The 26353-nt window shown below is 47.0% G+C and carries 22 protein-coding genes; 11 read left to right on the top strand and 11 right to left on the bottom strand.

Going from position 1 to position 26353, the window contains the following annotated elements; all coding sequences use genetic code 11:
* Positions 1 to 7 precede the first annotated feature (7 nt).
* Positions 8 to 514, top strand: a complete 507-nt coding sequence (locus tag DET62_RS10155; RefSeq protein ID WP_034821663.1) for a hypothetical protein — start codon at positions 8 to 10, stop codon at positions 512 to 514.
* Here the strand turns inward: DET62_RS10155 and ligA are convergent.
* From ligA to smc, 3 genes are read right to left on the bottom strand one after another with little or no spacing between them, the layout of a single operon-like run.
* Positions 511 to 2523, bottom strand: coding sequence for an NAD-dependent DNA ligase LigA (gene ligA / locus DET62_RS10160; protein ID WP_110013823.1), 2013 nt, complete (start codon positions 2521 to 2523; stop codon positions 511 to 513). The genes DET62_RS10155 and ligA overlap by 4 nt on opposite strands.
* A gap of 12 nt (positions 2524 to 2535) precedes the next feature.
* Positions 2536 to 3513 carry a cell division protein ZipA gene (gene zipA / locus DET62_RS10165; RefSeq protein WP_110013824.1) on the bottom strand — a complete coding sequence of 326 codons (978 nt, stop codon included), beginning with the start codon at positions 3511 to 3513 and terminating at the stop codon, positions 2536 to 2538.
* 24 nt (positions 3514 to 3537) lie between these two features.
* Positions 3538 to 6996, bottom strand: coding sequence for a chromosome segregation protein SMC (gene smc, locus DET62_RS10170; protein WP_110013825.1), 3459 nt, complete (start codon positions 6994 to 6996; stop codon positions 3538 to 3540).
* Between the two features lie 145 nt (positions 6997 to 7141).
* Between smc and cysZ the strand changes: the two genes are divergently transcribed.
* Positions 7142 to 7882, top strand: a complete 741-nt coding sequence (gene cysZ / locus DET62_RS10175) for a sulfate transporter CysZ (RefSeq protein ID WP_011234939.1) — start codon at positions 7142 to 7144, stop codon at positions 7880 to 7882.
* A 25-nt stretch (positions 7883 to 7907) separates the two neighbouring features.
* On the opposite strand, the gene rmuC is transcribed toward cysZ, so the two are convergent.
* The gene (gene rmuC, locus DET62_RS10180; protein WP_110013826.1) at positions 7908 to 9251 is read right to left on the bottom strand and encodes a DNA recombination protein RmuC; all 1344 of its coding nucleotides are present in this window, start codon (positions 9249 to 9251) and stop codon (positions 7908 to 7910) included.
* Entirely contained in the window at positions 9251 to 10774 is a 1524-nt protein-coding gene (locus DET62_RS10185; RefSeq protein ID WP_110013827.1) for a fumarate hydratase, read from the bottom strand. Before DET62_RS10185 ends, rmuC begins: the two co-directional genes overlap by 1 nt.
* Positions 10775 to 10911: 137 nt before the next feature.
* Here DET62_RS10185 and pabB point away from each other — a divergent pair, with 137 nt between their 5' ends.
* From pabB to DET62_RS10200, 3 genes are all read left to right on the top strand, one after another.
* Complete coding sequence (gene pabB / locus DET62_RS10190; RefSeq protein ID WP_110013828.1) at positions 10912 to 12291, top strand: aminodeoxychorismate synthase component I; 1380 nt, start codon at positions 10912 to 10914, stop codon at positions 12289 to 12291.
* Positions 12291 to 12905, top strand: a complete 615-nt coding sequence (locus DET62_RS10195) for a CoA pyrophosphatase (RefSeq protein WP_110013829.1) — start codon at positions 12291 to 12293, stop codon at positions 12903 to 12905. The genes pabB and DET62_RS10195 overlap by 1 nt, the downstream gene beginning before the upstream one ends.
* A 96-nt stretch (positions 12906 to 13001) precedes the next feature.
* Positions 13002 to 14375: an L-serine ammonia-lyase gene (locus DET62_RS10200; protein ID WP_110013830.1), complete on the top strand. Its 1374-nt coding sequence runs from the start codon at positions 13002 to 13004 to the stop codon at positions 14373 to 14375.
* 23 nt (positions 14376 to 14398) lie between these two features.
* Here DET62_RS10200 and cysB read toward each other — a convergent pair whose 3' ends face one another.
* A complete protein-coding gene (cysB, locus tag DET62_RS10205) occupies positions 14399 to 15373 on the bottom strand; it encodes an HTH-type transcriptional regulator CysB (RefSeq protein WP_110013831.1) in 975 nt (324 codons plus the stop codon).
* A gap of 137 nt (positions 15374 to 15510) precedes the next feature.
* Between cysB and DET62_RS10210 the strand changes: the two genes are divergently transcribed.
* The 3 genes from DET62_RS10210 (at position 15511) to yciH (ending at position 17322) form a co-directional block, all read left to right on the top strand.
* Positions 15511 to 16194 carry a HAMP domain-containing sensor histidine kinase gene (locus tag DET62_RS10210; RefSeq protein ID WP_110013832.1) on the top strand — a complete coding sequence of 228 codons (684 nt, stop codon included), beginning with the start codon at positions 15511 to 15513 and terminating at the stop codon, positions 16192 to 16194.
* Positions 16195 to 16267: 73 nt separating this feature from the next.
* Positions 16268 to 16981, top strand: a complete 714-nt coding sequence (locus DET62_RS10215) for a hypothetical protein (protein ID WP_227016289.1) — start codon at positions 16268 to 16270, stop codon at positions 16979 to 16981.
* Positions 16982 to 16986: 5 nt separating this feature from the next.
* The gene (gene yciH / locus DET62_RS10220; protein ID WP_011234948.1) at positions 16987 to 17322 is read left to right on the top strand and encodes a stress response translation initiation inhibitor YciH; all 336 of its coding nucleotides are present in this window, start codon (positions 16987 to 16989) and stop codon (positions 17320 to 17322) included.
* Here the strand turns inward: yciH and DET62_RS10225 are convergent.
* The gene (locus DET62_RS10225; protein WP_110013834.1) at positions 17303 to 18973 is read right to left on the bottom strand and encodes a SpoIIE family protein phosphatase; all 1671 of its coding nucleotides are present in this window, start codon (positions 18971 to 18973) and stop codon (positions 17303 to 17305) included. The two genes, yciH and DET62_RS10225, sit on opposite strands and share 20 nt — an antisense overlap.
* The gene (locus tag DET62_RS10230; protein ID WP_011234950.1) at positions 18973 to 19278 is read right to left on the bottom strand and encodes an STAS domain-containing protein; all 306 of its coding nucleotides are present in this window, start codon (positions 19276 to 19278) and stop codon (positions 18973 to 18975) included. Before DET62_RS10230 ends, DET62_RS10225 begins: the two co-directional genes overlap by 1 nt.
* A 101-nt stretch (positions 19279 to 19379) precedes the next feature.
* Between DET62_RS10230 and DET62_RS10235 the strand changes: the two genes are divergently transcribed.
* Positions 19380 to 20174 (top strand): response regulator, encoded by a 795-nt coding sequence (locus tag DET62_RS10235; RefSeq protein ID WP_011234951.1) that lies wholly within the window; start codon positions 19380 to 19382, stop codon positions 20172 to 20174.
* A gap of 97 nt (positions 20175 to 20271) precedes the next feature.
* Here DET62_RS10235 and DET62_RS10240 read toward each other — a convergent pair whose 3' ends face one another.
* Positions 20272 to 21573: an amidohydrolase family protein gene (locus tag DET62_RS10240; RefSeq protein ID WP_110013835.1), complete on the bottom strand. Its 1302-nt coding sequence runs from the start codon at positions 21571 to 21573 to the stop codon at positions 20272 to 20274.
* Positions 21573 to 24653, bottom strand: coding sequence for an amidohydrolase family protein (locus DET62_RS10245; RefSeq protein WP_110013836.1), 3081 nt, complete (start codon positions 24651 to 24653; stop codon positions 21573 to 21575). Before DET62_RS10245 ends, DET62_RS10240 begins: the two co-directional genes overlap by 1 nt.
* A gap of 141 nt (positions 24654 to 24794) precedes the next feature.
* Between DET62_RS10245 and DET62_RS10250 the strand changes: the two genes are divergently transcribed.
* Entirely contained in the window at positions 24795 to 25259 is a 465-nt protein-coding gene (locus tag DET62_RS10250) for a cytochrome c (RefSeq protein ID WP_110013837.1), read from the top strand.
* On the opposite strand, the gene DET62_RS10255 is transcribed toward DET62_RS10250, so the two are convergent.
* Complete coding sequence (locus DET62_RS10255) at positions 25256 to 25903, bottom strand: cytochrome b/b6 domain-containing protein (protein ID WP_110013838.1); 648 nt, start codon at positions 25901 to 25903, stop codon at positions 25256 to 25258. The genes DET62_RS10250 and DET62_RS10255 overlap by 4 nt on opposite strands.
* Positions 25904 to 25981: 78 nt before the next feature.
* Here DET62_RS10255 and DET62_RS10260 point away from each other — a divergent pair, with 78 nt between their 5' ends.
* Positions 25982 to 26338 carry a response regulator gene (locus DET62_RS10260; RefSeq protein WP_034821749.1) on the top strand — a complete coding sequence of 119 codons (357 nt, stop codon included), beginning with the start codon at positions 25982 to 25984 and terminating at the stop codon, positions 26336 to 26338.
* Positions 26339 to 26353: the final 15 nt, after the last annotated feature.

The following is a 26353-nucleotide window of genomic DNA, read 5'->3' on the forward strand; positions in this document are numbered from 1 at the left end:
GCAACCTATGAATAGCGTAAAATACTTTTTTTTCCTTGCAGCGCTACTATTTAGCGCTCAAACTTTAGCCGACTGGAAAGCCGAAGGTAGTGGTAAAGTCATTTATCCATCAGGCCGTACGGAACCTTTAACCTTTGGTTTTGAGTATAAAAAGGTTTATGACACCATTATTTTTACTGCCGGCAAGTCGCAAATGCGTACGTCCGAAATGCCGCCAAATTACATTCTTAATCTGTTTGTAAATAAGCAGGGACAGGTTTATGTCGCAGAGTTTGCTAATGGTTTCTTCAAAGGTTTCGAGCTCAATATTGGTGATCACAAAGTCAGCATGAATCACCGGCAAGAGTTTGATGAAGATGAACCACTGAGTCATCTGCGAGTGCAGATTGATGACCGTAGCTATCTGCTGGAAACCACACACCCGACTATCCGGTTCGAGTTTGATGAAGAAAAAGGCATTGTCGATATCAATGGCTCAGGCCTTCTGAAAGACCTGAGCGTTAAAGGACGTTAGTCGCTGAGCAGCTCAGCTAACGCATTCTCATCTAATATATCAAGCCCGAGGGACTGGGCTTTGGTCAGTTTTGAGCCGGCATTTTCCCCGGCAACCAGCGCGGTTGTCTTTTTAGAAACACTGGAAGCAACTTTCGCCCCTAAGGCTTCTAAAGCAGACTTCGCCTCGTCACGAGTCATAGTCGACAAAGTACCGGTAATAACATAGGTATTGCCCGATAAGCGGTCACTTTGCACTGAGCTTGCCTCCTCACCCTCAGGCCAGGAAATAAACTCACGCAATTCCGCAACCACCTGCTGGTTATGGGCTTCATGGAAAAAAGCCACAATATGCTTAGCGACAACAGCACCGACATCCGGAACTTCCTGTAGCTGTTCACTTTCAGCAGCAATTAAAGCATCCAGGTTTTTGAAGTGATTCGCCAGCGCGTTTGCCGTCGCTTCCCCTACTTCCCGAATACCTAATGCATAAATAAAGCGGGCTAAGGTTGTTTCTTGCGTCACTTTAATGGCATTTCGAAGATTTTCCGCAGATTTAGCGCCCATTCTCGGCAAAGTTGCCAACTCAGCTTTGGACAGACGATAAAGATCGGCCGGCGATTTTATCCAGTCGCGCTCTACCAGTTGCTCGACAATTTTATCGCCTAGTCCATCAATATCCATGGCTTTGCGGGAAGCAAAATGTTTAATCGCTTCCTTTCGCTGGGCCGCGCAATACAGACCACCGGTACAGCGGGCAACGGCTTCGCCTTCAACGCGTTCAATATCGGATTGACAAATCGGGCAATGCTGAGGAAATTCAATTGCCTTCGTGTTTTCAGGGCGTTTATCTTTTATGACGCTGACCACTTGCGGAATAACGTCACCCGCGCGGCGAATACTGACACAGTCGCCAATACGCACACCCAGTCGTTCAATTTCATCCGCATTATGCAAAGTCGCATTAGATACTGTAACGCCGCCCACATTAACGGGCTCTAAGCGCGCAACCGGCGTTATCGCGCCGGTACGGCCAACCTGGAAGTCAACTCCGGTAATGGTCGTCAGTTGTTCCTGCGCGGGAAACTTACGTGCAATAGCCCAGCGCGGCGCACGTGCGACAAAGCCTAAGTCTTGTTGCAAGCGAATAGAATCCACTTTAAAAACTACGCCATCAATATCGTAATTTAAGGTATCCCGGCGGGCCAAAATAGCTTCGTAGTAATCGTCGCAACCCTGCACCGAGTCTACCGTCTTTATTTCAATATTCACCGGCAGTCCCCAGTCTTTCAACTGTAACAAACGCTGGTGATGACTGTCGGGAAGTTGTGTGGTTTCTGATATTAACCCAAGACTGTAAGCATAAAAGTGCAAAGGACGTTTTGCGGTAATTCTGGAGTCTAACTGGCGTAAACTGCCTGCCGCCGCATTTCGGGGGTTAGCAAAGATCTTTTCTTCGCGCTGCCGGGCATGCTCATTAAAGCGCTCAAAAGCTCCCAATGGCATAACCACTTCACCCCGTACTTCCAGTCGCTCAGGAACATCGCCAGAGAGCTTTAGCGGCACATTGCGTATGGTCTTAACGTTCTCGGTAATATCTTCACCGCTTTGTCCATCGCCCCGGGTTGCGCCACGCACTAACAGACCATTTTCATAGAGTAAACTGACCGCAGCGCCATCAAGCTTCGGCTCGCAACAAAAAGTCACTGTTTGATTGGTATCCAGCCGCTGTTCAACGCGCTTGCTAAAAGCCTCAAATTCATCGACAGAAAAAGCATTATCCAGTGACAACATAGGAACTTCATGTTGAACACTTCTAAACTGACCTAAGGGCTTACCACCAACTTTCATAGTTGGAGACTGAGCACTTTTTAAATCCGGGTGTTCAGTTTCCAGAGTTTTCAGTTCCCGAAAAAGACGATCATATTCAGCGTCCGGCACTGATGGTTCGTCATTCTCATAATATTCCTGGTTGTAACGATTAAGTAATTGCTCCAGCTCTTGCATGCGCTGGTGAACAGACTGATTCATAGTGACCTGTAATTAAGCTGAGTGTTTACGTTCAAATTCACGAATACGCTGGCGTGCTTCGTGAATAGACTGGCGGGTCAATAATTGGCGCTGGCCATCCAAAACCTGCCCCTGAGGAATTTCGGTAGCGAGCTTTTTAGCCGCATTCAACATCATATTAAAGGCCTGCTGACCGTCAAATTTCATAGGTAAGGCCATAAAAAACGCGACGCCTTCGGTTTCAAAGTTTTCCATGTTATCCAGGTCAAACGTGCCGGGGTTGAACATGTTGGCGACACTAAAAATCATGGGGCCGGTGCCTGCGGTGTTTTCATAGCGGTGGAAAATACCCAGTTCGCCAAATTTACAGCCCAGCTCGGTCATCATTTGCAACAACACTGCGCCCTGTACCGGCCCTTTAACATGTAACGCAATAACTTCTTCCGGAGCTGATTCAAAATCATCAGTCGTATCTGCACTGACTTCTGTTTCAGTTTCAGGTTCAGGTTCTTGCTCAAGCTCCTGCTCCGACTCTTGCAAAGAGCTCTGTTCGGCGGCACTTTTATAAGAGTCATCAGGCTCTGAAGGAACATCCCCATCAAACTTAAGCTCAGTTTGCTCTACTTCAACCGTTTCATCATTGCTGACACGCATAGAGGGTAATGAGTCAGACATATCGTCATCATTGCTAAGGTCCATCGACATTTGCTCGACAGCCTCGGCATCATTGTCCTGTGTTCTCACATTACTGTGCGACGATGTTTTTGCTTTTGGTTCAACGGCTTGGTCATGGTTAAAGCCGTCATCTGAACTCTCTTTCTTTAAAATCCGAACTTCGCCAATGCCGTCGTCATCAAAACCGGACGATTGCTGCTGACGATTTTCTGCAACCCGTTGTTCACGCTGCCGTTGTTGCTGGTTACCTTTACGTATCTTCCATACGCCATGCGCAACAATACCTGCGATTGCCAGGATCCCAAGAATACTGAGGGTTATTTGTAAACTGCCCATTTTTGCTCCATCAAGCTTATTTTGTTATCCGGCGTCTGTCATCGCCACAGCCTGTTCAACATCAACCGCTACCAATCTCGAAACGCCCGCTTCCTGCATTGTTACCCCTGCCAGATGGGTAGCCATTTCCATTGCCACTTTATTGTGACTTATATAAATAAATTGCACCGATTCCGACATTTCACTCACCAGACGGCAGAAACGTCCTACGTTGGCATCATCTAATGGCGCATCAACCTCATCTAACAGGCAAAAAGGTGCCGGATTCAAGCGAAATATCGCGAATACCAATGATAATGCGGTCAGTGCCTTTTCTCCACCGCTAAGCAAATGAATTGTACTGTTTTTCTTGCCCGGTGGCCTTGCCATGATGGTAACCCCGGTTTCCAGTAAGTCATCATCGGTAAGTTCGAGCGTGGCACTGCCACCACCAAAAACTTTCGGAAACAGAATTTGTAAATCATGGTTTATCGCATCAAAAGTGGTTTTAAACCGATGTCGCGTTTCCTTATCAATCTTACGAATCGCCGCTTCTAAAGTGTCTAGCGCCGATGATAGATCATCCACTTGCTGGTCGAGGTACTGTTTACGTTCTCTTTGCGCTTCGGCTTCATCAATTGCCGCCAGGTTAATAGCGCCTAAGCGTTTTATTTTATTTTGTATTGACTCCAGCTCTTGCTGCCACTGCTTTTCATCAGCGTCGGAAGAGAGCTCTTCCAGTATGTTTTTCAATGTAAGGCCTGTTTCAGCCAGCGTTTCCAGTACGGCCTGACTGCGTTCCTGAAGCTTAACCTGCTCAATTTCAGTACTTTGCATGGCCTCTTTGGCCTGGCCTATTTTGACCTGAATTGCAGATTGTCCCTGAGTTATTTGTTGCAAATCGTGCTCTAACCGCGACAATTGCTGGCGTTGCTCTTGCAATTGTTCCGCAACTTCACCACGCTTATCCAGCAGCTCGGTTAACTGTTCATCGAGTGCACTTTCATTTTCATCCGTGTCTGCAGTCTGCTGCTCACTTCGTTCCTGCAAAAGTTGCTGGTAGCGTTGTTCACTGCGCTGCAGTAATTTCTGTAACTGTGCAGCCTGAGCCTGTAAATTCTGCTGTTGCATTGTCATCTGCTGCTGTTGACTGCGCAGTTGCTGCAACTGTTCATCTTCGGCACGAACTTTAGATTCCAATTGTTCGCCAAAGTCTTCATCAACCTGCTCAGTTTGTTCCAGCATCGATTCAAACTCTTCCAGCTGCATTTCAATTTGCTGTTGCTGCTCTGCGGCGTTTTCAGCATGCAGTTGTTGCTCTTGCTGCTTATCTTGCACGTTCGCTAATTGCTGCTGTATTTGCTCAGCCTGCTGCATATTCCACTGCAATCGCTCTTCGACTTTACCCTGCTGGTTACGAGTCTGCTGAACCTGCTCCTGAACCTGCTCCAGCTGCTCTTGAGCCTGTTCAACCTGCGTCTGAGTTTGCTCCAGCTGGGCTTCACTTTCAGACAACCTGGCTGCCAGCGACTCCAATTGTTCGAGTAAATTTTGGCGCTGTGTCTGCAGATGAAGAACACTGTTATCTTCGTCAACTCGAGCCGCGATAAAACCGTCCTGCCAATACCAGTTGCCGGCTTTCGATACAGCAAAACTGGCGTTGCTTTGTTTTAATTGCTGCTCCGCGTTAATATCCTGCTCAATCGCCAGACACTGCTGCAACGGAGCCCAATAACGTAGCGGACCATTGACTTTACTGGCCAGAGACCAGCTTTCAGGCTCTTGCCCACTCACAGGCCACACCAACTTTACCCCAGAAACCGCTTCCAGCTCTTCCGGAGCTTGTTCCAGAACCACGGCATCCAACCAGTCGTAAGCCAACTGTTCAACTGCCATTTCCCAGCCACTTTCAGCCTGAAGTAACTCCCTCACTTTCAAGCTGTCTGGATAGTTTTGCTGTAACCATTTTTCACTGCGGCTGTCGTTATTTTGCTTCCCTTCCAACAGTTGCTCAATGGCTGTTAACTGAGCCTGAGCTTTATCTTGTTGCTGCTGATTCTGTCGGTGCTGTTGCTGCTGTTCTTTAAACCCTTGCTGCAGAGCCTGCAGTTGCTTCTTACTGTGCTGATACCGAGTTTCTTCCTGCTCCAGCTGACGTTTTAGTTCGACCAGAGCCTGTTCGTTCTCGTCAACAGATAATGCTTGTTCCTGTTGCTGCAACTCTTGTTGCTGGTTGTGAAATTGCTCAACTTGTTGCAACGCATATTGTTGGCTCTGTTTCAGCTGCTGCAGTTTAAGTTGCGCCTGCTGTTGCTGTTTTTCGACATCGCGTTGCTGCTGTTGCTGCTGTCGTTGTTGTTGCTGCCACTGACGCCATTTCTCATTAGCTTGCTGAGACTGTTCAGCCACGCTTTCCAGCTGTTCCTCAACCTGCTCCAGCTGAGGCTCCAGCATCAGCTGCTGTTCTTCCAGTTGCTCTCTTTGCAAGCGATCATCCGCCAACTGCTCATTAAGCTGTTCTATTTCTTCATTTAACTGCTGTTGCCGCTGGCTGCGTTGCTCTTTTAGTTCTTGCTGATGTTTCAAAGTTTGTTCAATACGGGTAATTTCATTGCCTACTGAAAACATTTGTTCCTGCGACAGCTCTACTCTGTCGCGCGCTTCTTCAGCCTGCTCTTTCAGTTCAATAGCGCCCCGTTCATCACCACTTTGCTGTGCCTGCCAACGCTCAAGCTCGGTTTGCTGTTCGGCGTATTGCGCCTGCAACTGCTGTCGTTGATTATCCAATTTCAGCCAACGCAGAGCTTGCAGTTCACCTTTAAATTTACGCTCACTGGCTTTTAGTTCCTTGTAACGGATGGCAGCCGCGGCCTGACGCTCCAGCTTCTCCAACTGTTGACCCAGCTCTTCGCGAACGTCACTCAAGCGCTCAAGGTTCTCGCGCGTATGCAGCATCCGGTTTTCAGTTTCTTTGCGACGTTCTTTGTATTTTGAAATGCCTGCGGCTTCTTCAATAAAAACACGCAATTCCTGCGGACGTGATTCAATCAGCCGAGAAATCATGCCCTGCTCAATGATGGCGTAACTGCGCGGACCCAGACCGGTTCCCAGAAATAAATCGGTAATATCACGGCGACGACAACGACTGCCGTTCAAAAAGTAATTAGACTGGCCGTCACGGGTCACCAGGCGCTTAACCGAAATTTCATTGAATGCCGCGTACTCACCCTGAATGCGCCCCGAACTGTTATCAAAGACCAGTTCAACACTGGCCTGAGAAACCGGTTTACGGGCGCTGGAGCCATTAAAAATCACGTCGCTCATGGCATCGCCACGCAGGTTTTTTGCTGAACTTTCACCCAGCACCCAGCGCACGGCATCAATCACATTGGATTTGCCACAACCGTTCGGACCGACGACGCAGGTCATTTGGTCAGGAAAGGGAACTTTGGTTGGATCCACAAAGGATTTGAAGCCAACTAATTTGATGTGTTTTAGGCGCATTCAGTTGTTTTTATTATCAATTTAATACGACGGTTTATTATCACAAGACTCTAGCAGATCCGGTAGCCATTTGTAACAATTTAGCCCGCACATTGCCATTGTATTGCCTTATTATACTAAGCAAATTAAAACCTCTGGAGTTTTCATGCAAAAAGCAGCCTACAGCAACTCGGGATTAGCTTACATAGGACGCGGTTTAGAACTTATCCGAACCAAAGGTCTGCGTCGCTATGTTGTGGTGCCTATTCTGACCAACCTTATCCTGTTCTCACTTGCTTTCACCTGGCTGTATGGCGAAGTCGACTATTGGCTGAACCGCTTTATGAGCTGGTTGCCCGACTTTTTCCAATGGCTGGAGTTTATTTTATGGCCACTGGCGGTTATTACCATTATTGCGCTCTTCTCGTTTATTTTTAGCACCATCATGCATTTAATTGCAGCCCCTTTTAACGGGCTTCTGGCGGAAAAAGTGGAACGCTATGAAAGCGGCGAAAGCTTAGGAGACGAGGGATTCTTAGGTTTGTTTAAAGACATTCCAAGGACTTTAAAACGGGAAATGCAGAAACTCATGTATTACATTCCCCGAGCACTTGGCTTTTTTCTGTTATCGCTCGTTATTCCGGTAATTGGACAGGTACTTTGGTATATCTTTGTCTGCTGGATGATGTCGATACAATACTTAGATTACCCGTTCGATAATCACAAACTGTCGTTTCCGCGTATGCGGTCTGAATTACACCAACAGCGCAGTAAAACACTAGGGTTTGGATTCGGGGTAACCGTGCTGACTATGATACCGCTGATTAACCTGATTATTATGCCGCTGGCGGTTTGTGGGGCAACCTCACTGTGGGTTGATCATTATCGTCGCAGTGCATTAAGTTGATAAAAGCAAACGACTGAGCCTGGGCTCAGTCGTTTTTCTTATCTACACCGTCAGATTCAATGCCTTCCTGACCTGTTTCGTCGGAGTCGAGGTAATCCGGATTTAACCGCTTATTGGTTTGCACACCCATCTGACGGAATTTATCGACCCGTCCAATGAGGTTTCCGCGCCCCGTACTCAGCTTCTTCATGGCTTCCTGATAACGGTTATCCAGAGTTTGTAAGCCGTTACCAATTTTTTCTAAGTCTTCCACAAAGCCCACAAACTTGTCGTACAAACGTGCCGCATCGGTCGCTATTTTCTCAGCATTCTGGTTCTGATACTCATACTGCCAGATATTGTGAACGGTACGCAGGGCAACCAGTAAATTCGTAGGGCTAACCAGCATAATTTGGTTGTCCAGCGCCAGCCGGATAAGCTCCGGGTCACGATCAACAGCCAGCAAAAATGCCGGCTCAATCGGAATAAACATCAATACATAATCCAGCGTACGCAACCCTTCCAGTTGATGGTAGCTCTTTTTACCCAACTGTTTTATGTGTTGCTTCAGCGACTGAACGTGCTCATTTAACGCCCGTTCACGTTCTGTATCGTCATCAGAGTTGAAGTACCGCTCGTAGGCCGACAAACTGACTTTCGAATCGATAATCACGTCTTTTTTATTCGGCAAATGCACAATCACATCCGGCTTGAACGACTTACCGTCTTCATCGCGGTGATGCTCCTGTGTCTGATACTCGTGCCCTTCACGTAACCCGGACTGCTCCAGAATACGCTCCAGTACCACTTCGCCCCAGTTACCTTGCTGCTTGGTGTCACCTTTTAATGCCCGAGTTAAGGCTTCAGCTTCAGACGCCATTTGGCGGTTCAAGTCCTTAAGCGACATCACTTCATTTTTTAAGGCAGAACGCTCTTTGGTTTCATCCGTGTATTGCTGGGTGATTTGCTTTTTAAACGCATCAATTTGCTGTTTGAACGGCTCTAATGTTGCCTGCAACGACTGCTGATGATGTTGCTGCAGCCCTTTGGACTTCTCATCAAAAATACGGTTGGCTAAATTTTCAAACTGCTGGGTCAGCCGTTCTTCGCTAACCTTCAGTAGGTTCAGCTTTTCTTCTGCGGTTTTCTGCTCATGCTCAGATCTAGCCAGAGTTTCACGCAGACGGCTGTCTTTTTCATACACCTCATGCTGAAGTTCATCGACGCGCTCACGAAGAATATCCGCGTCTTGCTCCAGTGCCGCATTTTGTTGTTCTGCCTGTAAACGCAAACGGCGCTGCTGTTGCCAAAGCAACAACAACGCCGTAATGACAGTCACAACCGGCACTCCAATTATTGCCATCCATTGCCACAGTGCCAGCGACATCATTAAGCTCCTAATTTTTCATTGAGGTCAGCAATTTTCGCTTTCCAGATAGCAGGCCCTTGGGTATGCGCGTTTTGACCGTCGCTATCCACAGCCACAGTTACCGGCATGTCTTCCACTTCAAATTCGTAAATAGCTTCCATACCCAAGTCTTCAAAAGCCACCACACGGGACTTTTTAATGGCTTTTGCTACCAGGTAAGCAGCGCCGCCAACAGCCATCAGGTACACCGCTTTGTGCTTACGAATACTTTCCACAGCTTCGGGGCCACGCTCTGCTTTACCGACCATGCCAATAATACCGGCTTCTTCCAACATTTGGTCAGTGAATTTATCCATACGCGTAGAGGTTGTAGGGCCTGCCGGACCAACAACTTCATCACCCACAGGGTCTACCGGCCCTACGTAATAAATAAAACGGTTGTTGAAATCAACGGGCAGTTTTTCGCCGTTATCCAGCATACCTTTAATGCGTTTGTGCGCAGCATCACGACCGGTCAGCAACTTACCGGACAAGAGCACCGTCTCACCCATTTTCCAGTCCTGAATGTCTTCTTTGGTCACTTCATCCAGGTTCACACGACGAGCATCATCACCTAGCTCAAAAGTCACATCCGGCCAGTCTTCCAGTTTCGGCGGAGTTAAATCTGCCGCACCGCTGCCGTCTAACGTAAAGTGTACGTGACGGGTGGCCGCGCAGTTCGGAATTAAAGTCACAGGCTTTGAGGCCGCGTGCGTCGGTAGTGACTTAATTTTCACATCCAGCACCGTTGTTAAACCACCTAAACCCTGTGCACCAATTCCTAAAGCGTTAACGCGGTTGAAAATTTCTAAACGCAGCTCTTCTTCTGCATTTTGCGGGCCACGCTCAATCAACTCATGGATATCGACAGACTCCATTAACGATTCTTTTGCCAATACCGCAGATTTTTCTGCTGTACCGCCAATACCAATACCCAGCATACCCGGCGGGCACCATCCAGCGCCCATCTTGGGCAAAGTTTCAACAACCCAGTCGGCAATAGAGTCACTGGGGTTCAACATAGCCATTTTCGATTTGTTCTCAGAACCACCACCTTTAGCGGCAATCATCACTTCAATTTCATTGCCCGCCACCATATCAATATGCACCACAGCTGGCGTGTTATCGCCTGTGTTTTTACGAGCACCCGCCGGGTCAGCAACAATAGAAGCTCGCAGTGGGTTGTCCGGGTTGTTATAGGCTCGACGAGTACCCTCATCCACCATTTGCTGAACGGTCAGGTCGGTTTTATCCCATTGCACGCCCATGCCCACTTTCACAAAACAGGTGACAATACCGGTGTCCTGGCAAATTGGACGATGCCCTTGCGCAGACATACGCGAGTTAGTCAGCACCTGAGCAATAGCGTTTTTCGCCGCTTCGCTCTCTTCACGCTGGTATGCCTCATCCAGAGCTTTAATAAAATCCAGTGGGTGATAATAAGAGATGTACTGCAACGCATCTGCAATACTGTCAATAAAATCGGCCTGACGAATGGTGGTCATGGAACTGCCTCTTGGTTAACTTTTGCGTGGCGCTATAATAGCGTTTTCACTAACAACTGACCAGTGCCACTGACCGGCGAATATTTGCTGTGGTAGTATATTGGTAATGAATAACTAGCCTGAATTGCGAGCATGATGTGAGTGTTTTCCCGGATCTATGTGCGATAAAACTTGATTGCGAAGCCTCAGCTATTGAGTTGTTTCAGCGTTGTCAGCATGAAAGCTACGCTCTATTACTGGACTCTGCCGCACAAAGCCACGAGAACTGTGCCTACGATATTATCTTCCGACAACCAGATCTGGTTTTAAGCAGCAAAGCAGGCAAGTTAAATGTAGCAACAGACGCTCCTTTAGAACTGCCGCCTGCCCCCGAAAACGCAGCCGAGCTTTGCCGTTATGCCGAGCAATTGAATCAGTTATCAGGTCATTATTCGGGGCCTGCTAAACTGCCTTTTCAGGGTGGCTTTGCCGGTGCTGTCGGCTATGACCATGGCCGTTCGCTGGAAGTCATCCCTGAGTTTAATGCAGACACCTATCAGTCTCCCGATGCTGTGCTGGCCTACTATAGTCAGGCGTTGATTATCGACCGGCAGAGCAACGCGGTCTGGTTAGTTGCGCCAATAGAAGGGTCAGAAGAGCTTCGAGAATTCTGGGAACAGCCAGTAGCAACAAAAAAGCCTGACGCTTTTCAATTGCTAAGTGACTGGCAAAGCAATATGAACGAGCTGCAGTACACCGAGAAATTTAAGGCCGTGCAAAACTACCTGCTGGCCGGAGATGCCTACCAAATTAATTTAGCGCAACGCTATTCAGCCCGTTATCGAGGCAGTGAATGGTCCGCTTACCTTAGATTACGACAAGCGAATTCAGCACCGTTTTCTGCCTTTATGCGCCTTCCCGGCAGCGCTATTCTGAGCCTGTCGCCGGAACGCTTTCTGCTAACCGACGCCAAGGGGCAGGTAGAAACAAAACCCATTAAAGGTACGCGTCCGCGGTTTGAAGATTCGCGCGAAGACAAGGCTAGTCAGCAGGCTCTGTTAACCTCAGAAAAGGATCGGGCAGAAAACCTGATGATTGTGGATTTACTGCGTAATGATCTCAGTAAAAACTGTGAGCCGGGCAGCATCGAAACACCAAGCTTGTTTGCCATAGAGAGTTTTCCGGCGGTTCACCACCTGGTATCGACCATTATTGGCAAACTACAACCCGACCGTACCGCATTAAGTTTGTTTAACGGCGCTTTCCCGGGCGGTTCTATTACTGGCGCACCGAAAATTCGGGCAATGCAGATTATTGAAGAGCTGGAGCCCCATCGGCGTAATATTTATTGTGGCAGTATGGGCTACTTTTCTCAGCACGGTCGCAGTGATACCAGCATTACCATTCGCACGCTGCTTGCCGAAAATGATCACTTATATTGCTGGGCGGGTGGCGGTCTTGTTGCTGATTCAACAGCAGCAGATGAGTATCAGGAAACCAAAGACAAAGTGTCACGCATATTGCCGGTACTAGCCTAATGACCATTAATACTCGCGCTGATTTTATTCGACGCTTTAGTCTTTACCCTTCACCGCCGGTTGAGCGCAGAATTGATGAGCCTTTGCGCAAACGTTTGCGTCCTGCAGCGGTGTTAATTCCAATTATTGAGCGTCCGCATGGACTGTCTCTCATACTCACCCGGCGATCCAGCAAATTACGCAAGCATGCGGGTCAAATCAGCTTCCCCGGAGGTCGCTTTGACGAAACCGATAGCGATTTACTGGACACGGCTCTGCGGGAAACCGAAGAGGAGATTGGCCTGCCCCGCAGTCAGGTCGAAGTCATAGGACGTTTACACGACTACCCTGTCTTATCGTATTTTATGATTCGCCCCTATGTGGCTTTTGTCTCACCACAACAGCCCTTGGTTGCCGAGGAAAGTGAAGTCGCTGAGATTTTTGAAGTACCGCTGGCTGATATTCTCGACCACGGAAACCACTACGTGTACCGTATTCGTAAATTTATTTATGATCGGGTGTATTTTATTCCCTGGCAACACCGCAATATTTGGGGCGCAACCGCCGGTATCTTGCGTGAATTATCAGAACAGTTACAACCCGACGGCAAAAATTACTTCAGACCACTGAACTGACCACTTATTTTTGCTTAAAACTTGCTTCCCCCCACATGAATCATGCGACAATACTATAATAAACAGAATACGCATGCGCGACAGGTAAGGATAAATATGATCAGCGTTTTTGATATCTACAAAATTGGTATTGGTCCTTCCAGTTCTCACACTGTGGGGCCGATGAAAGCAGCCTATGAATTTTTGCATGCCGCAAAAAAATCAGGGCATCTAAATAACGCCGATGGCATAAAAGTCGAACTGTTCGGATCACTTGGCCAAACGGGTAAAGGTCATGGTACCGGCAAAGCTGTTATCCTTGGGCTCGTGGGCGAGACACCAGAAACAGTAGACACTGACAGCGTGGAAGATTTTCTGGAGCAAACTCGTAAGACTGAAAAGCTAAACTTGCTTGGTGAGAAAGAAGTCTCCTTTCCCAGCGAAGGCGCCATTACTTTTCACCGCCGCAAAACCATGCCCAAACACGCCAACGCCATGGAACTCAAGCTGCTAAAGGACGGTGAGATCATCTACAGCGACTTGTATTACTCCATCGGCGGTGGCTTCATTGTGCGCGATGAAGATTTTGACGAGACGCTGGAAGAAGCGATAGAACAGTCGTCTAAACCTATTCCATATCCGTTTGACAGTGCAGCGGATCTTCTGGCGCATTGCAAAGAGCACGGTATGCGCATGAGTTCATTAATGATGGCTAACGAAAAAGTCTTCCGCAGTGAAGAGGATATTCGGGCCGGATTAATGAAGATTTGGCGCACCATGCAGGAAAGCATCAAAAACGGTATTACTACCGAAGGCATTCTGCCGGGTGGACTTAAAGTGCGTCGCCGCGCATCGTCTTTATATCAGCGACTGAAGAAAGAAAAATCCAGCGATGCCATGCAGGTCATGGACTGGGTCGATTTATACGCTTTAGCCGTTAACGAAGAAAATGCCGCAGGCGGGCGCATTGTAACAGCCCCGACTAACGGAGCCGCTGGCATTATTCCTGCGGTAATGAGCTACGCTGACAGATTCATCGAAACGCTGGACGAAGATGCAGTCGTGCGCTTCTTACTGACTTCAGCTGCTATCGGTATTCTTTATAAGAAAAATGCTTCAATTTCAGGTGCTGAAGTCGGTTGTCAGGGTGAAGTGGGTGTTGCCTGTTCAATGGCCGCTGGTGCCCTGGCCGAATTTATGGGCGGTGACCCGTCAAGAGTCGAGAATGCGGCAGAAATAGGTATGGAGCATAACCTGGGTCTAACCTGCGACCCGGTGGGAGGTTTAGTACAAGTACCCTGTATTGAACGAAACGCCATGGGCTCGGTTAAAGCCATTAATGCCGCCCGCTTAGCCATGCGAGGCGAAGGCGATCATAAAGTGTCTCTGGATAAAGTGATTAAAACCATGTGGGACACCGGCAACGATATGAAAACCAAATACAAAGAAACCGCTCGCGGCGGTTTGGCAGTCAATATTATTGAATGTTAACCAGTTGATGCTGCTGCCGGTGCTTAGCGCATCGGCAGTGAGCAACTATCAAAGAGTTTATCAATCTCATCCTGACTTTTTAGCTGAGTAGCTTTTTGCACCCTATCGCGAGTTAAGTGTGGTGCAAAATTCTCAATAAAATCGTACATATAAGTACGTAAAAATGTTCCGCGCCGGAAACCTATCTTAGTCGTACTATGAGCAAACATGTGCTCCGCAGGTATCGCCACTAAATCGGTATCTTCTTTCGGGTCGTAAGCCATACTCGCCAGAACCCCAATACCCAATCCCATTCTGACGTAGGTTTTTATCACATCGGCATCGGTTGCTGTAAAGACAATTTTAGGCTCATGTCCCGCATCGGCAAAGGCTTTATCCAACTCGGAACGACCGGTAAAACCATGCACATAAGTGACCAAAGGAAACTGAGCAATATCATCAATAGTTAGCTTACTCAGTTGCGTCAGCGGATGCGATTTAGGCACTACTATAGAGCGGTTCCAGTGATAGCAGGGCAACATAATAAGGTCGTGATATAAATGCAGCGCCTCGGTCGCAATGGCAAAATCTGCCCGCCCTTTCGCCGCCGCCTCACTAATTTGCTCTGGAGACCCCTGATGCATATGCAGTGACACTTTGGGATATTGCTGAATAAATCGCTGAATAACGGACGGCAAGGCATAACGAGCCTGAGTATGGGTCGTCGCAATATTAAGTTTGCCTTGGTTTGGCAAGGTGTACTCAGCAGCAACCGTCTTAATCGACTGGACGTTATCCAGAACCTGCTGAGCAACTGCTATGATGTCTTTACCCGCGGGCGTTATGTGAGTCAGGTGTTTGCCTGTTCGTCCAAATATCTGCACGCCCAGCTCGTCTTCCAGCATTCTGACTTGTTTACTAATGCCCGGCTGCGAGGTGAATAAGCTTTCAGCCGTAGCAGAAACATTCAGGTTATGATTTGTTACTTCAACAATGTAACGTAACTGCTGTAATTTCATTGAGGAACGTGCCACTCTAGTTTGCTAAATGTGATATAAGAAAATACTATAATAATCTTGATAACTATGACAAATATAAAAGCTATCGCAACAGTATTTTGTCGAGGCTTCTCTTTGGACCACAGGAACTGTCATCTATGACCCAACCCGCATTTGATTTTTCAACCGTCCTGGCTTCTTCTGTGCACGACATGAAAAATTCACTGTGCTTACTCATTCAGATGATAGAAGAAGTATCAGAACAGGTCGCTGACAGCAGTGCAACAGAAAAAATGGCGAAAGTCCATTATGAGGCTCAGCGTATCAATTCAAGTTTGATGCAAATGCTCACGCTTTATCGCAACGACAATAACGCTTTACCACTCAATAGCGACCAGCACCACGTCGACGAACTTGTCGAAGAGCTGTTGCTAAATAACGAGCTTTACCTTGAGCAGCGGAACATTACTGTCAGCACCGACATTGATGAAACAGCAACAGGCTGGTTCGACAGGGACCTGATCTTTAATCTGCTTAATGACATCATCATTAATGCAATGCGCTACACAGCCGATAAGCTCTTTATAAAAGTAGAGATAACCGAAGATGGTGGATGTCGTATTATGGTTCACGACAATGGCGATGGTTTTCCTGCTAGTATGCTGGAAAACGCCGCTATGCCGATACAACAATTGAATATTCAGCAATCCCGGACGGGATTAGGTCTATACTTTGCTCAGATGATTGCAAGCGCGCATGAGCGAAATAATAAAAAAGGTTTTATCGAGCTGAAAAATAATGGACACTTAGGTGGTGGTGTTTTCTCTTTAACATTACCCTGAAAAATAATTATAACTTAACGAGCGTAATATGATTTACACCATTGTCATCGCATTGATTATATTACTAATAATAATGGCAATTATAGTTGGTGCGGTACAACAGAACAGACAGCGTTTAGAACTAGAGCGGCGTAAGAAGTTGGCGCGCTTTCGCAGTTCGCTTGAACAGATCGAAGATCTCATTCATATGTCGAGCTTCTTCCCTATTGGTAAATCCATGCTGGTGGTTCTTAATAGCCGTGCGTTAGAAATACTTAAAGGTATGAACGCAGCATCGCCGTCAAAAGACTATAAGGCGCGAATACAGGATTACGAAGAGCGCATACAAAGTGTTGACCGTAACGACACCTCGTTAATCAGTGAAGACTTTGAGATCCCGGAAAACAACAAGCAAATCATAGCAATGATCAATGGGCTGAAGCGTTTACGTTCTACTTTACGCAATGAGCATTCCCGCGGTCGGGTCGACAGCAATGTTTTTAGTGTCGAAGATCAGCGTTTAACCAAGTTGCAACTGAAAATTAGTATTGAAACCTTAATACGCCGGGGCCGTCATGCTTACGAAAGTCAGATGTTAGGTTCCGCCAGACAGTATTATGAAAAAGCATTACGCACCATAGAAGACCAGAGCTTTAGCGACGACTACGCTACGTCGCGCCAGCAATCGATTAAAAAAGCGCTGGAACAAATTGCACAAGAGTTGAAAGATGCTCATACGCGAGACAAAGAAAAACATAAAAAAGAAGACGATTTAGAAGAACTGTTTCAACCTAAGAGAAAATGGTAGAGAGAATGCCGGACTGGAAAGACCAGCTAAGCCAAATGGTATATTCAACAGACTCGGGACGTATTGATCCGGAACCTGAACCGGAGGAAGTTCCTGAAGGTGATGGTATTGTCCGCCTTCGCCGCGAAACCAAAGGTCGAAAGGGCAAAGGAGTAACCATTGTCACTGGGCTGGATAAACCGCAAACAGAGTTAAAGTCGATTGCAAAAAAACTCAAGCAGTTCTGTGGCGTTGGTGGCGCGGTTAAAGAGTACGAAATAGAACTACAAGGCGACCAGCGCGACAGCATTGAAAGCTGGTTAAAAAAGGAAGGCTATAAAGTTAAGCGTGCGGGCGGCTAAGGTCGTATTCAATATATAGACGTCGTCCGTCATCACGCCACTCAACATGGCTTGAAAAGTTTCTTATCAGCTGTAATCCACGACCAAACGCCTGTTGTTCGTCATCGTCGGATACTTGCTGATATTCCGAAAAACCATTTCCGCTATTGGATGAAATACTAAACGAAAGCAATTTGTTATCCGGTTTGTATTCAATATCAATTTCTATTTCTACCCCTTCTAAAACAGCCAACCGCGCTTCCCGTGTCCGGTAGTATTCATCGAACCCCTGCCCGGTCTCTTTAATTCCCGAGTCCAGCTGCAAAACGCTGTGTTCCAGGGTATTGTTAAAAGCTTCTGCTAACAATAAATACAAGGTTGTTTTGTGCGCGCGGATACCTTCAAGATGGCTTAAAGAATCCACCAGCTTGATAATTGGATCGCGCCCTTTAATCTCATTTTCTTTTAAATAAACCACTAACCGAAAGGGCAGATGAGTTACATTAGTATCAGGCTGGCTAACGGGTAAATTGGTGGCTTCACAATCCAGACACACCAATGAAATATCATCAAACTGTTCTTGCCCTTGCTGAAAAGTCTGGAATGATCCGACTAACCCCTCAAAGTCTCGCTCGCGGGCATAGCGTAACAACAGAGCCTCGAATCCCCGTTCAGATAATCGTTCATCAGCCTTGTTGGTCATCTCCACCACACCGTCGGTATAGGTTATCAGGCGGATGTTTTTCTCAACAAAACAATGACTAACCTGACTACTGAACTCTTCCGGAGACAAAATGCCCAATGCCATATGCTCAGGCACCAGTCGCTTCTCGACTTCTCCGGCTTCATTTATCAGCAGAGCATCAGGAATGCCACCATTCCAATAAGTTAAACGATCGCCATTGGCTGACAACTCAGCAACAAAAGCAGCACAAAACATGTCATCGGGTAACAGCTTAACCAGTTTGCGGTTAAACTCTTCAACCATGTTAGCTATTGAGAGCCCTTTTTCAGCTGAATCAAAAAAGGTTTGAGCAACGGGAAGAGCACCGGTAGCAGGAGCTAACCCGTGTCCGGTGAAGTCACCGACAAACAGATAAAAATTTCCCAGAGGTCCGGCTTTAGAGAGAACTAAGTCACCGTTAAACTCGCTGGCCGGTGCAAGATAGGTTTTTAAGAACGGATATTCTGTTTCGTTTTCCTGCAGCGCGTTAGCCAGCATGTGCCTGACCACATTCTGCTCTCGCTCCATTCGGTTAGAATGATAAGCCAGAGTTTCATTTTTACCTTTGAGGGAATAACTCAACTCGCGAACCCGCGCATGAGCATTTAGTTTTGCCTGCAGGACAACCGGCTCAAAAGGCACGCTAATAAAATCATCCCCTCCGGCCTCAAGGCATTTCAACAAGGTTTCCTGATCATCCAGTGCCGTAATAAATAAAATCGGCAAATGGACATCGCCGCTTAGGGCTTTTAACCGGGGAGCAGTCTTAAGCCCATCCATAACCGGCATCATAACGTCCAGTAGCACCACGTCCGGCGCCAGACTGGCGAAAATGTCTATAGCCTCAATGCCGTTATCAGCGCAGGTGACCTGATGGCCAAAGCGTTTAATCAGACCACTCAGCATCACCTGGTTAGCAGGCTGATCATCGACAATCAGTACCTTCATCAGGCAATAACAAACATCTTATCAAAGCGGGATATATCGAGAATACGACGCACGTCCGGTTTAGCATTAATCAGTTGAATACCTTTAACGCTGCTGCCTAAAGACTTACGCATGTTGAGCAGCATACCGAGCGCCGAGCTGTCCAGATAATCGGTTTCCCTCAGGTCGATAATTACGGTTGGTTGTGAATCACCAATATGACTGTAGGCCTGACGGAATTCCTGTACCAGGCTAAAATCAAATTTCCCTTTAATAGCAATAACTAACTGCTTACCATCATTTGAAAAGTCGCGACTAACGTTCATACTCACCTCTTTTTTTAATGAGCATAACACAGATTTTCTGATTGAGTTTATCTGCTGAATACCCTACTCTTTCGGTCACAATAAATCCTAATTATGTGATTATGGCAATAGCCTTTGACGAACTCCGTATTTTGCTTATCGAACCTTCCGATGTGCAAAGAAAAGTAATTACTCAGCACCTGAACCAGGCGGGCATTCAACATACCCGTGGCGCTTCAACCATTGCTGAAGCAAAAGAAGAAATACTTCGCTGGCAACCCGATATTGTCACCAGCGCTATGTATTTTTCTGACGGCACTTCACATGAACTCATTGAATTCATTAATAGTAACGACTTAAAAGATACTTTACATTTTATGTTGGTGTCATCCGAACATCGTGCCGATCAGCTGGAGCAATTCAAACAAGCGGGTATTATTGCCATTTTACCAAAACCTTTTACGCCGGATCAGCTCCAGCGGGCTATTACCGCTACCATGGACATGATGGAACCCGAGCCACTTCATCTTGAGCTTTATGATGTCGAGGATTTGCGGGTATTAATTGTTGATGACAGCATGACCTCGCGCCATGTCTTAAGACGTGTATTTGAAAATCTGGGTGTGGAGAGCTTTGTTGAAGCAGAAAATGGTCAGCAGGCAATTGATATCTTAGTGGAACATCAATTTGACTTGATCGTCACCGACTTTCATATGCCGGAGGTAAACGGCAGTGAACTCACCCAATACATTCGCAATAGCTCAGCACATGCTCACACTCCGGTACTGATGGTGACTGCACGCGCCAATGAGCCACAACTTGCTAACGTAAAACAAAGCGGTGTCGATGCCTTAACCGACAAACCCTTTGAACCGGCAACGCTAAGAAAACTCATCGCCCGTTTATTAAACAGTTGAGCCTGAATTTAAGAATTAATATTGTCCGTTAAAATGAAAAGCCCCTGCCAGTTGAACTGACAGGGGCTTTTTCGTTTTAGACTTAGCCAAAGAGCGGCTATTCAGATGGTTTCTGACGATACTTCTCGTAAAGCTCAGTATGTCGGCTGCTTAAGCTTACTTTGCGTCCATCAATATAAAGATGCGTTAACTTTTGTCCTATTGGATCAAGTAAGTCACCTTCAGAGACACTCAGTGAGGCACTTTTACCCACTTCCAGTGAACCCAGCTTATCGGCAACTCCCATAATCTCAGCCGGCTTCAATGTAATAGCTGCAAGAGCCTGCTGTTGATCCAGGCCAAAAGCAACCGCATTTCCGGCAGCAAAAGGTAAGTTACGTACGTCCCAGTAACCCGGATAAGAAATAGCAAAGTTAACTCCTGCTTCAGCCAAACGCGCTGGTGAAGCAAAGTCCTGATCATAACCTTCATCATTGCGTGCCGGCAGACCGTAAGGCGAGCCAAAAACAACAGGAACATTAAGCTCGGCTAGCTTATCGGCAATACGCCAGGCATCTCTGGCTCCCATAAGCACCAGTTCAAAGCCATACTCCTGAGCAGTATCAATGGCCTGCTCCAGCTGACGTTTGTCGTCTGCGTGTACGTACAGCTTCTTACTGCCGTCAAACAAGCCCGTCATAGCTTCCCAGCGCTGGTCCAGATCAATTTTACGATCGGCCTGCTTCGCATCGTAGTAAGCCTTTGCATCAGCGAAGACTTTCATTAGTTGCTGACGGGATTCCTCGTTCGCTTTACGCTGTTCTTCAGGTGAACGTCTTTCCCACCAGGTATTTACTACATATGTGCGCGGCCAGGAAACGTGCACACCTATTTCTCCGGCGACCAGAGCGTCCTGATAGTTCCACCCATCTAAGTTCATTAAAGATGACTGACCGGCTACCAGCGAGCCCTCAGGAGCTACCTGAGCGTGTGTAATGCCATGATAACGTACCGTCGGGATAATTTCCGAATCAGCATTAAAGGCAATGTGACCGGCAACTTCCGGGTGCACATCACCCACTTCACGCGCGTCGCGGGTTGCCCGTACTGCTTCAATTTCATTCAGGCCAATAGTGGTATCCATGGCAATAACTCCCGGATACACGTGCTGACCGGAAATATCGATAACTTCAGCGCCGTCCGGGATACTGACATCCTGCCCAATAGCGGTGATTTTACCGTTTTCAAACACCAAGTCTGAGTTGGTAAGCACTCCGTCAGAAACGGTATGCAAGGTTCCACCCTGAAGTACAATAGGGTTGCTTTGCTTTTCGCCCGGAACTTCATCATGTGCCGCAGCACTATTAAGCGTCAGCGCACTGACTAATGCGGCACTAACGGTTGTAAGTAATTTATTCATTAGTGTTGTCCTCCGTGCTGATGCCCTTTACCGGTAAAGTGATCTAACCAAAAGTCGTGTTCAGTATCACAATGCCAGGTAGGCTGATCCGACTTATAACCGTCTTTAGCCCCTATTTTTGCATCATCACCTGCCGCTAAAACTTTTTGGATAAGTGCGTTCTTTTCTTGTTTAACCGCCTGCTGTCGTTGTTTATCCAGTTCGCGGTCGAAGAACTTACGGCCGTTAATCCAGGTTTGCTCTGCTCGCGCATAAGCACTTAACGGATAATGGCTCCAAAGTACGAAATCGGCGTGTTTGCCTTTTTCAACAGACCCTACATAACTGTCCACTTTCAACTGTTTAGCCGGGTTAATGGTGACCATTTTCAATGCTTCGTGTGGATCCATACCACAATAACGAACAGACTTAGCGGCTTCAGTGTTTAAACGACGTTGTAAATCGTTACTATCAGAATTGATACTGGTTAGCACACCTCGTTCGCTCATCAGGCACGCGTTGTGTGGAATAGCATCATAAACCTCGAACTTATAAGCCCACCAGTCCGCAAAGGTTGAACCGCTGGCGCCATGCTCTGCCATTTCGTCAGCTACCTTGTAGCCTTCCAGAATGTGAGTAAAGGTATCCAGAGTAAAACCAAAGTCCTCGGCGACTTCCATTAACATCAAAATTTCTGACGCAACGTAAGAGTGCGCATGAACAAAGCGTTCGCTGTTCAGAATTTCCAGTAACGTCTCCAGACGATAATCCGGCCGTGGAGCTGCAGCTTTATTACGCTCAGAACGGCTCATACGTTCATAAGCCTGTTTCCGCTGCTGGTACTCAAGCGCCGCCTGGAAACCGTCACGCACAATGGTTTCAACGCCCAAACGAGTTTGAGGGTAACGAACGGTCATGTTGTCGCCCCAGTTACTCTGTTTAACGTTTTCGCCCAATGCAAACTTGATAGACTCAGGGGCTGCATCGAACTTCATGACATTAGCATCGGCTCCCCAGCGTAACTTGATCACTTGCGCCTGACCGCCAATAGGGTTAGCTGAACCATGGAGCAACTGTGCCATGGTCGTCCCGCCGGCCAACGAACGGTAAATGTGAATATCGTCCGGATTAACCACATCACCAATTCGAACTTCAGATGTCACCGCTTCAGAACCTTCGTTAACACCACCTTCAATAGCAATATGTGAATGCTCGTCGATAATGCCCGGAGTCAAATGCATTCCTGCGCCATCAATTTCAGTCACGCCGGAAGGTGCAGACAAGTCTTTGCCGATGGCTGCAAATTCGCCATCTCGAACCAGCACATCCGTTTCTTCAAGAATACCGTCGTCAGTTGCAGTCCAGACCGTTACGTTGCGGATAAGAACATCCTGACGCTCCGGCAAACCGTCCAGGCCGTATGCCACATTCGGGAACGTTAGTTCACTAACATATTCCACTGGTTCTGCTTCATCGCTTGTTTCAGTCTCGCTTTCGGCTGAATCCATTTGAGCCTGTAAACTGACTTCCTCACCATCAGGAGAGACAGCCGTTACTGAAAAGGTTCCCTGGGCTTCAGGTTCCAGCTTAAAGCGCCAGCTTCCAGCCGGTTCTGCGTCCAGGTCGGCAACAAAAGACAAAGACTCATTACCCGACTGCACGTGACGTAAAGCGCTGGTCTTTTCATTAACCTTAACTTCACCGCTAAGCGTAGCACCAGAATTAATCGCAATTTCGATATCCTGGTTATTCAGTTTCATGTTGTAATTGCCGACAAAATCGACTTTATCCCGGGATACCAGCTCGTTTTCTTCGCCCTGCAACCAAACTGACTGAATGGTGCCATCTGCAAACAAATCGCCTTTGACCATAACAAAGTCAGCCTTGTAACCCTGAGCCAGCTTCCCTGCTTTGTTGTCTACCCCGGCAATTTTCGCCGGAATAGTCGTCAACGCAGCAAGAGCCCGTTCTTCGCTCAAGCCATGCTTCACGGCTTTGCGCAGGTTAGGCCAGAAGCTGTCCGCCTTTTCTAAGTCGTGCAAAGTCAGAGCAAAGTTGACACCGGCCTCGGCTAGCATTGCCGGGTTAGACGGAGCGCGCTCCCAGTGGCGCAATTTTGCTAAATCGACATCGAGGTGCCCATCAACATCGCCAACATCTGGTGCAGCCGGAAAGTTAAGTGGAAGAATTAAATCACTCCCGGCATTTTTTACCGCGCCTAAGCGCGCATATTCATAACCAGAGGCAACGTAAACCGACGGCACTTTGAACTGATCAAAGACATCATCAGCACGTAACAATGACTTTTCATTGCTTACTTTAAAAACAATTCCGGTATTCTCGATATCTGTCAGTGAATCAAGCGCCGCATTAAATTCAACCGATTGATTATGCGACTGCTTTCCATAAGAGTTTTCATACCAGTTAGCATCAGATAAGGTTTGTCTGACCAGCGCAATACTGCCCATTAGCGATGACGGGTACTGCTGCTGTGAGGAGCCTTTATCAAATGAACCGAAGTGCTTTGCCTCACTTTGGTAAATAACGTCATTAGGTATTTTGTCTGCCAGCGAAACCGTTACCGCCTGCCCCTGAAAAATACCGTCTAAGTTAGCTGACTGCACACTGGTGAAACCTTGTGACACCCATTTATTCGCGTCTTCAGAATTGGTCTTAAACTCACTGAACCAGTGTTTTTGCGAGTGAATCGCGTCATTTGCCGCGTTGCCGCCCTCACGCTCATTGTTATAAATTGGCGTATCTGAACGTTCTTGCTCACTGCTAACGTTAATTCCGTAGCTGCTGTAGGGGTCAATAAATCCCGGGTAAATCGTGTATCCGGTGCCGTCAATCACCCGCGCTCCTGCAGGAGCCCGATTATTGCGCTCAATTGACTGAACAGCGCCATTTTCAATAACCAAAGTGGCGTTAGTAATAGATTTTCCCGGCTCAGTAATAATTGTTGCATTCTGAATTGCTGTCAGACTTGGCGTGTTATCCCGCATCCCGTTTGTCCGGGAAGTCTGATCAGCCGCAACCGAAGCGGTCAGTACTGACGTTACCGCTAACGTCAAAGCACTGAACTGATGCACTTTTTTCATGAATTGTCCCCATTTTGACTTATTCTTGTCATTTAGTTATCTCATTAGATAAGTTACTTTGTTATACATAGAGGTGACAAGCATTAACCGACAGATCGTGTATTATTAACGATCAGTGAATTCAATAAACGGAGTGTTTCAATGAAAAAACAATTACTAACAACAGCTCTAGCTGGCCTGATGACTCTGTCATTCAATGTAGCCGCTGATGAAACCGCCTTTAACGATGCCGATAAAGCCGTAGAGTACCGTCAAAAAGCATTGTCTGTTATGAAAGAAAACTTTTCCGCTATGGCCGCTATGGTAAAAGGCGAAGTTGAATACAACGCAGATTTTTTTCAACGTCGTGCAAATGATTTTGAGAAAATGTCAGGTATTCCGTGGGCCGGTTTTGCCGTTGAGGGCGCAATGCCAGGCAATAACTCTGATGCATTAACTGCCATATGGGATAACTGGGATGACTTTCAGCAGCGCGCTAATGACTTGCAAGAGTACGCTGCGAAACTGGCTGAAGTTAGCCAAGAAGGCTCTATTGACTCAATAAAACCCGTTTTTATGGACGCCGCAAAAACCTGCAAAGGTTGCCACGACGAATATAAAGACTAGTTAAACAGCAACATTAAGATTAACCAGACAGCAACCGCTAAAATGAGCCCCTGCCAACCGGGTTTTAGATTTGGCGCTTGCTGACTGGTGATTCTGTAACCATGCACCATGGAAGCCACTAAAGGTGTTCCTTTAAAGCGATAAAAAAGCACGGCCAGAATATGTACGGCAATAACAATTAATATTACGTCGAACTGGGTTTTATGCCAGCTGGTTACCGCTTTTTGCCCATCCGAAGATAGCCAATTAGATAATGGCCCCGAAAATAAAATGGCGTCGGTTGAAAATAGTCCCGTAATAACCTGGCTTAAAAGCAACCCAAGCATAATGATGACAGCCCAGCCACCAGCAGTGCTGTGGGTGTTTTCTGCTTCATAGCGCCCTTTAAAAACATTATGCAGATGCTTCAAGATAGCCTTAGGAGACTTTAAAAAGGTTTTAAAACGGGCATTTTCGCTACCAAATATTCCCCAGCAAATTCTGACTAAAAGTAACGCAAGTAGTGCAACTCCAATATCCTTGTGCAGCTCCATGCGGCCATTTTCAACGGTCCACCAAAGCCCGCCTAAAAGAACAATAAGCAAGCCGTGAAACACCCGAATAAAGCTATCCCAAACTTTTATAGAATTTCCTTTCTGTTTCATATTGTTAGCTCCAAATTACTGGGAATATAAAAAGCTAAGTGCTAGGGTATAATTAATTCCATTAAATGGGTAGTGACTATGCGCAAAGTTCTTATTGCTGACGACGACTTTATCAGCCTTGAAGTGTTAAAAGCGATGCTGGCCAATTTTGAGGTAAGTATATTAACAGCAATGACAGGGGAAGAAGCTTTGAACCTGGCAGGAGAGGCTCCGGATCTTATCTTTCTGGATTACGAAATGCCGGACATGTCGGGAGCTGAAGTCTGCCAGGAGTTGCGACAAAGCGATATGCACAAGAACACACCGGTTATCGCTATCACCAGTCATCAAAGCGCGAGCGAAATGAGCGCTTGTCGTGAAGCCGGCATGAATGCAACATTGCATAAGCCGGTTTCACCAGAAGCGCTTAGCGAGTTAATGACTGAATACTTATAAAGCTTGTAGCCAGCA

Origin of the sequence: Idiomarina sp. H2 (assembly GCF_004364275.1) — a bacterium.
Lineage (GTDB): Bacteria > Pseudomonadota > Gammaproteobacteria > Enterobacterales > Alteromonadaceae > Idiomarina > Idiomarina loihiensis.

Bases quoted from the DNA above. Each gene is read 5' to 3' on its own strand.
- DET62_RS10155 (WP_034821663.1), top strand. From the start codon at position 8: ATGAATAGCGTAAAATACTTTTTTTTCCTTGCAGCGCTACTATTTAGC.
- ligA (WP_110013823.1), bottom strand. From the start codon at position 2,523: ATGAATCAGTCTGTTCACCAGCGCATGCAAGAGCTGGAGCAATTACTT.
- zipA (WP_110013824.1), bottom strand. From the start codon at position 3,513: ATGGGCAGTTTACAAATAACCCTCAGTATTCTTGGGATCCTGGCAATC.
- smc (WP_110013825.1), bottom strand. From the start codon at position 6,996: ATGCGCCTAAAACACATCAAATTAGTTGGCTTCAAATCCTTTGTGGAT.
- cysZ (WP_011234939.1), top strand. From the start codon at position 7,142: ATGCAAAAAGCAGCCTACAGCAACTCGGGATTAGCTTACATAGGACGC.
- rmuC (WP_110013826.1), bottom strand. From the start codon at position 9,251: ATGATGTCGCTGGCACTGTGGCAATGGATGGCAATAATTGGAGTGCCG.
- DET62_RS10185 (WP_110013827.1), bottom strand. From the start codon at position 10,774: ATGACCACCATTCGTCAGGCCGATTTTATTGACAGTATTGCAGATGCG.
- DET62_RS10195 (WP_110013829.1), top strand. From the start codon at position 12,291: ATGACCATTAATACTCGCGCTGATTTTATTCGACGCTTTAGTCTTTAC.
- DET62_RS10200 (WP_110013830.1), top strand. From the start codon at position 13,002: ATGATCAGCGTTTTTGATATCTACAAAATTGGTATTGGTCCTTCCAGT.
- cysB (WP_110013831.1), bottom strand. From the start codon at position 15,373: ATGAAATTACAGCAGTTACGTTACATTGTTGAAGTAACAAATCATAAC.
- DET62_RS10210 (WP_110013832.1), top strand. From the start codon at position 15,511: ATGACCCAACCCGCATTTGATTTTTCAACCGTCCTGGCTTCTTCTGTG.
- DET62_RS10215 (WP_227016289.1), top strand. From the start codon at position 16,268: ATGGCAATTATAGTTGGTGCGGTACAACAGAACAGACAGCGTTTAGAA.
- yciH (WP_011234948.1), top strand. From the start codon at position 16,987: ATGCCGGACTGGAAAGACCAGCTAAGCCAAATGGTATATTCAACAGAC.
- DET62_RS10225 (WP_110013834.1), bottom strand. From the start codon at position 18,973: ATGAAGGTACTGATTGTCGATGATCAGCCTGCTAACCAGGTGATGCTG.
- DET62_RS10230 (WP_011234950.1), bottom strand. From the start codon at position 19,278: ATGAACGTTAGTCGCGACTTTTCAAATGATGGTAAGCAGTTAGTTATT.
- DET62_RS10235 (WP_011234951.1), top strand. From the start codon at position 19,380: ATGGCAATAGCCTTTGACGAACTCCGTATTTTGCTTATCGAACCTTCC.
- DET62_RS10240 (WP_110013835.1), bottom strand. From the start codon at position 21,573: ATGAATAAATTACTTACAACCGTTAGTGCCGCATTAGTCAGTGCGCTG.
- DET62_RS10245 (WP_110013836.1), bottom strand. From the start codon at position 24,653: ATGAAAAAAGTGCATCAGTTCAGTGCTTTGACGTTAGCGGTAACGTCA.
- DET62_RS10250 (WP_110013837.1), top strand. From the start codon at position 24,795: ATGAAAAAACAATTACTAACAACAGCTCTAGCTGGCCTGATGACTCTG.
- DET62_RS10255 (WP_110013838.1), bottom strand. From the start codon at position 25,903: ATGAAACAGAAAGGAAATTCTATAAAAGTTTGGGATAGCTTTATTCGG.
- DET62_RS10260 (WP_034821749.1), top strand. From the start codon at position 25,982: ATGCGCAAAGTTCTTATTGCTGACGACGACTTTATCAGCCTTGAAGTG.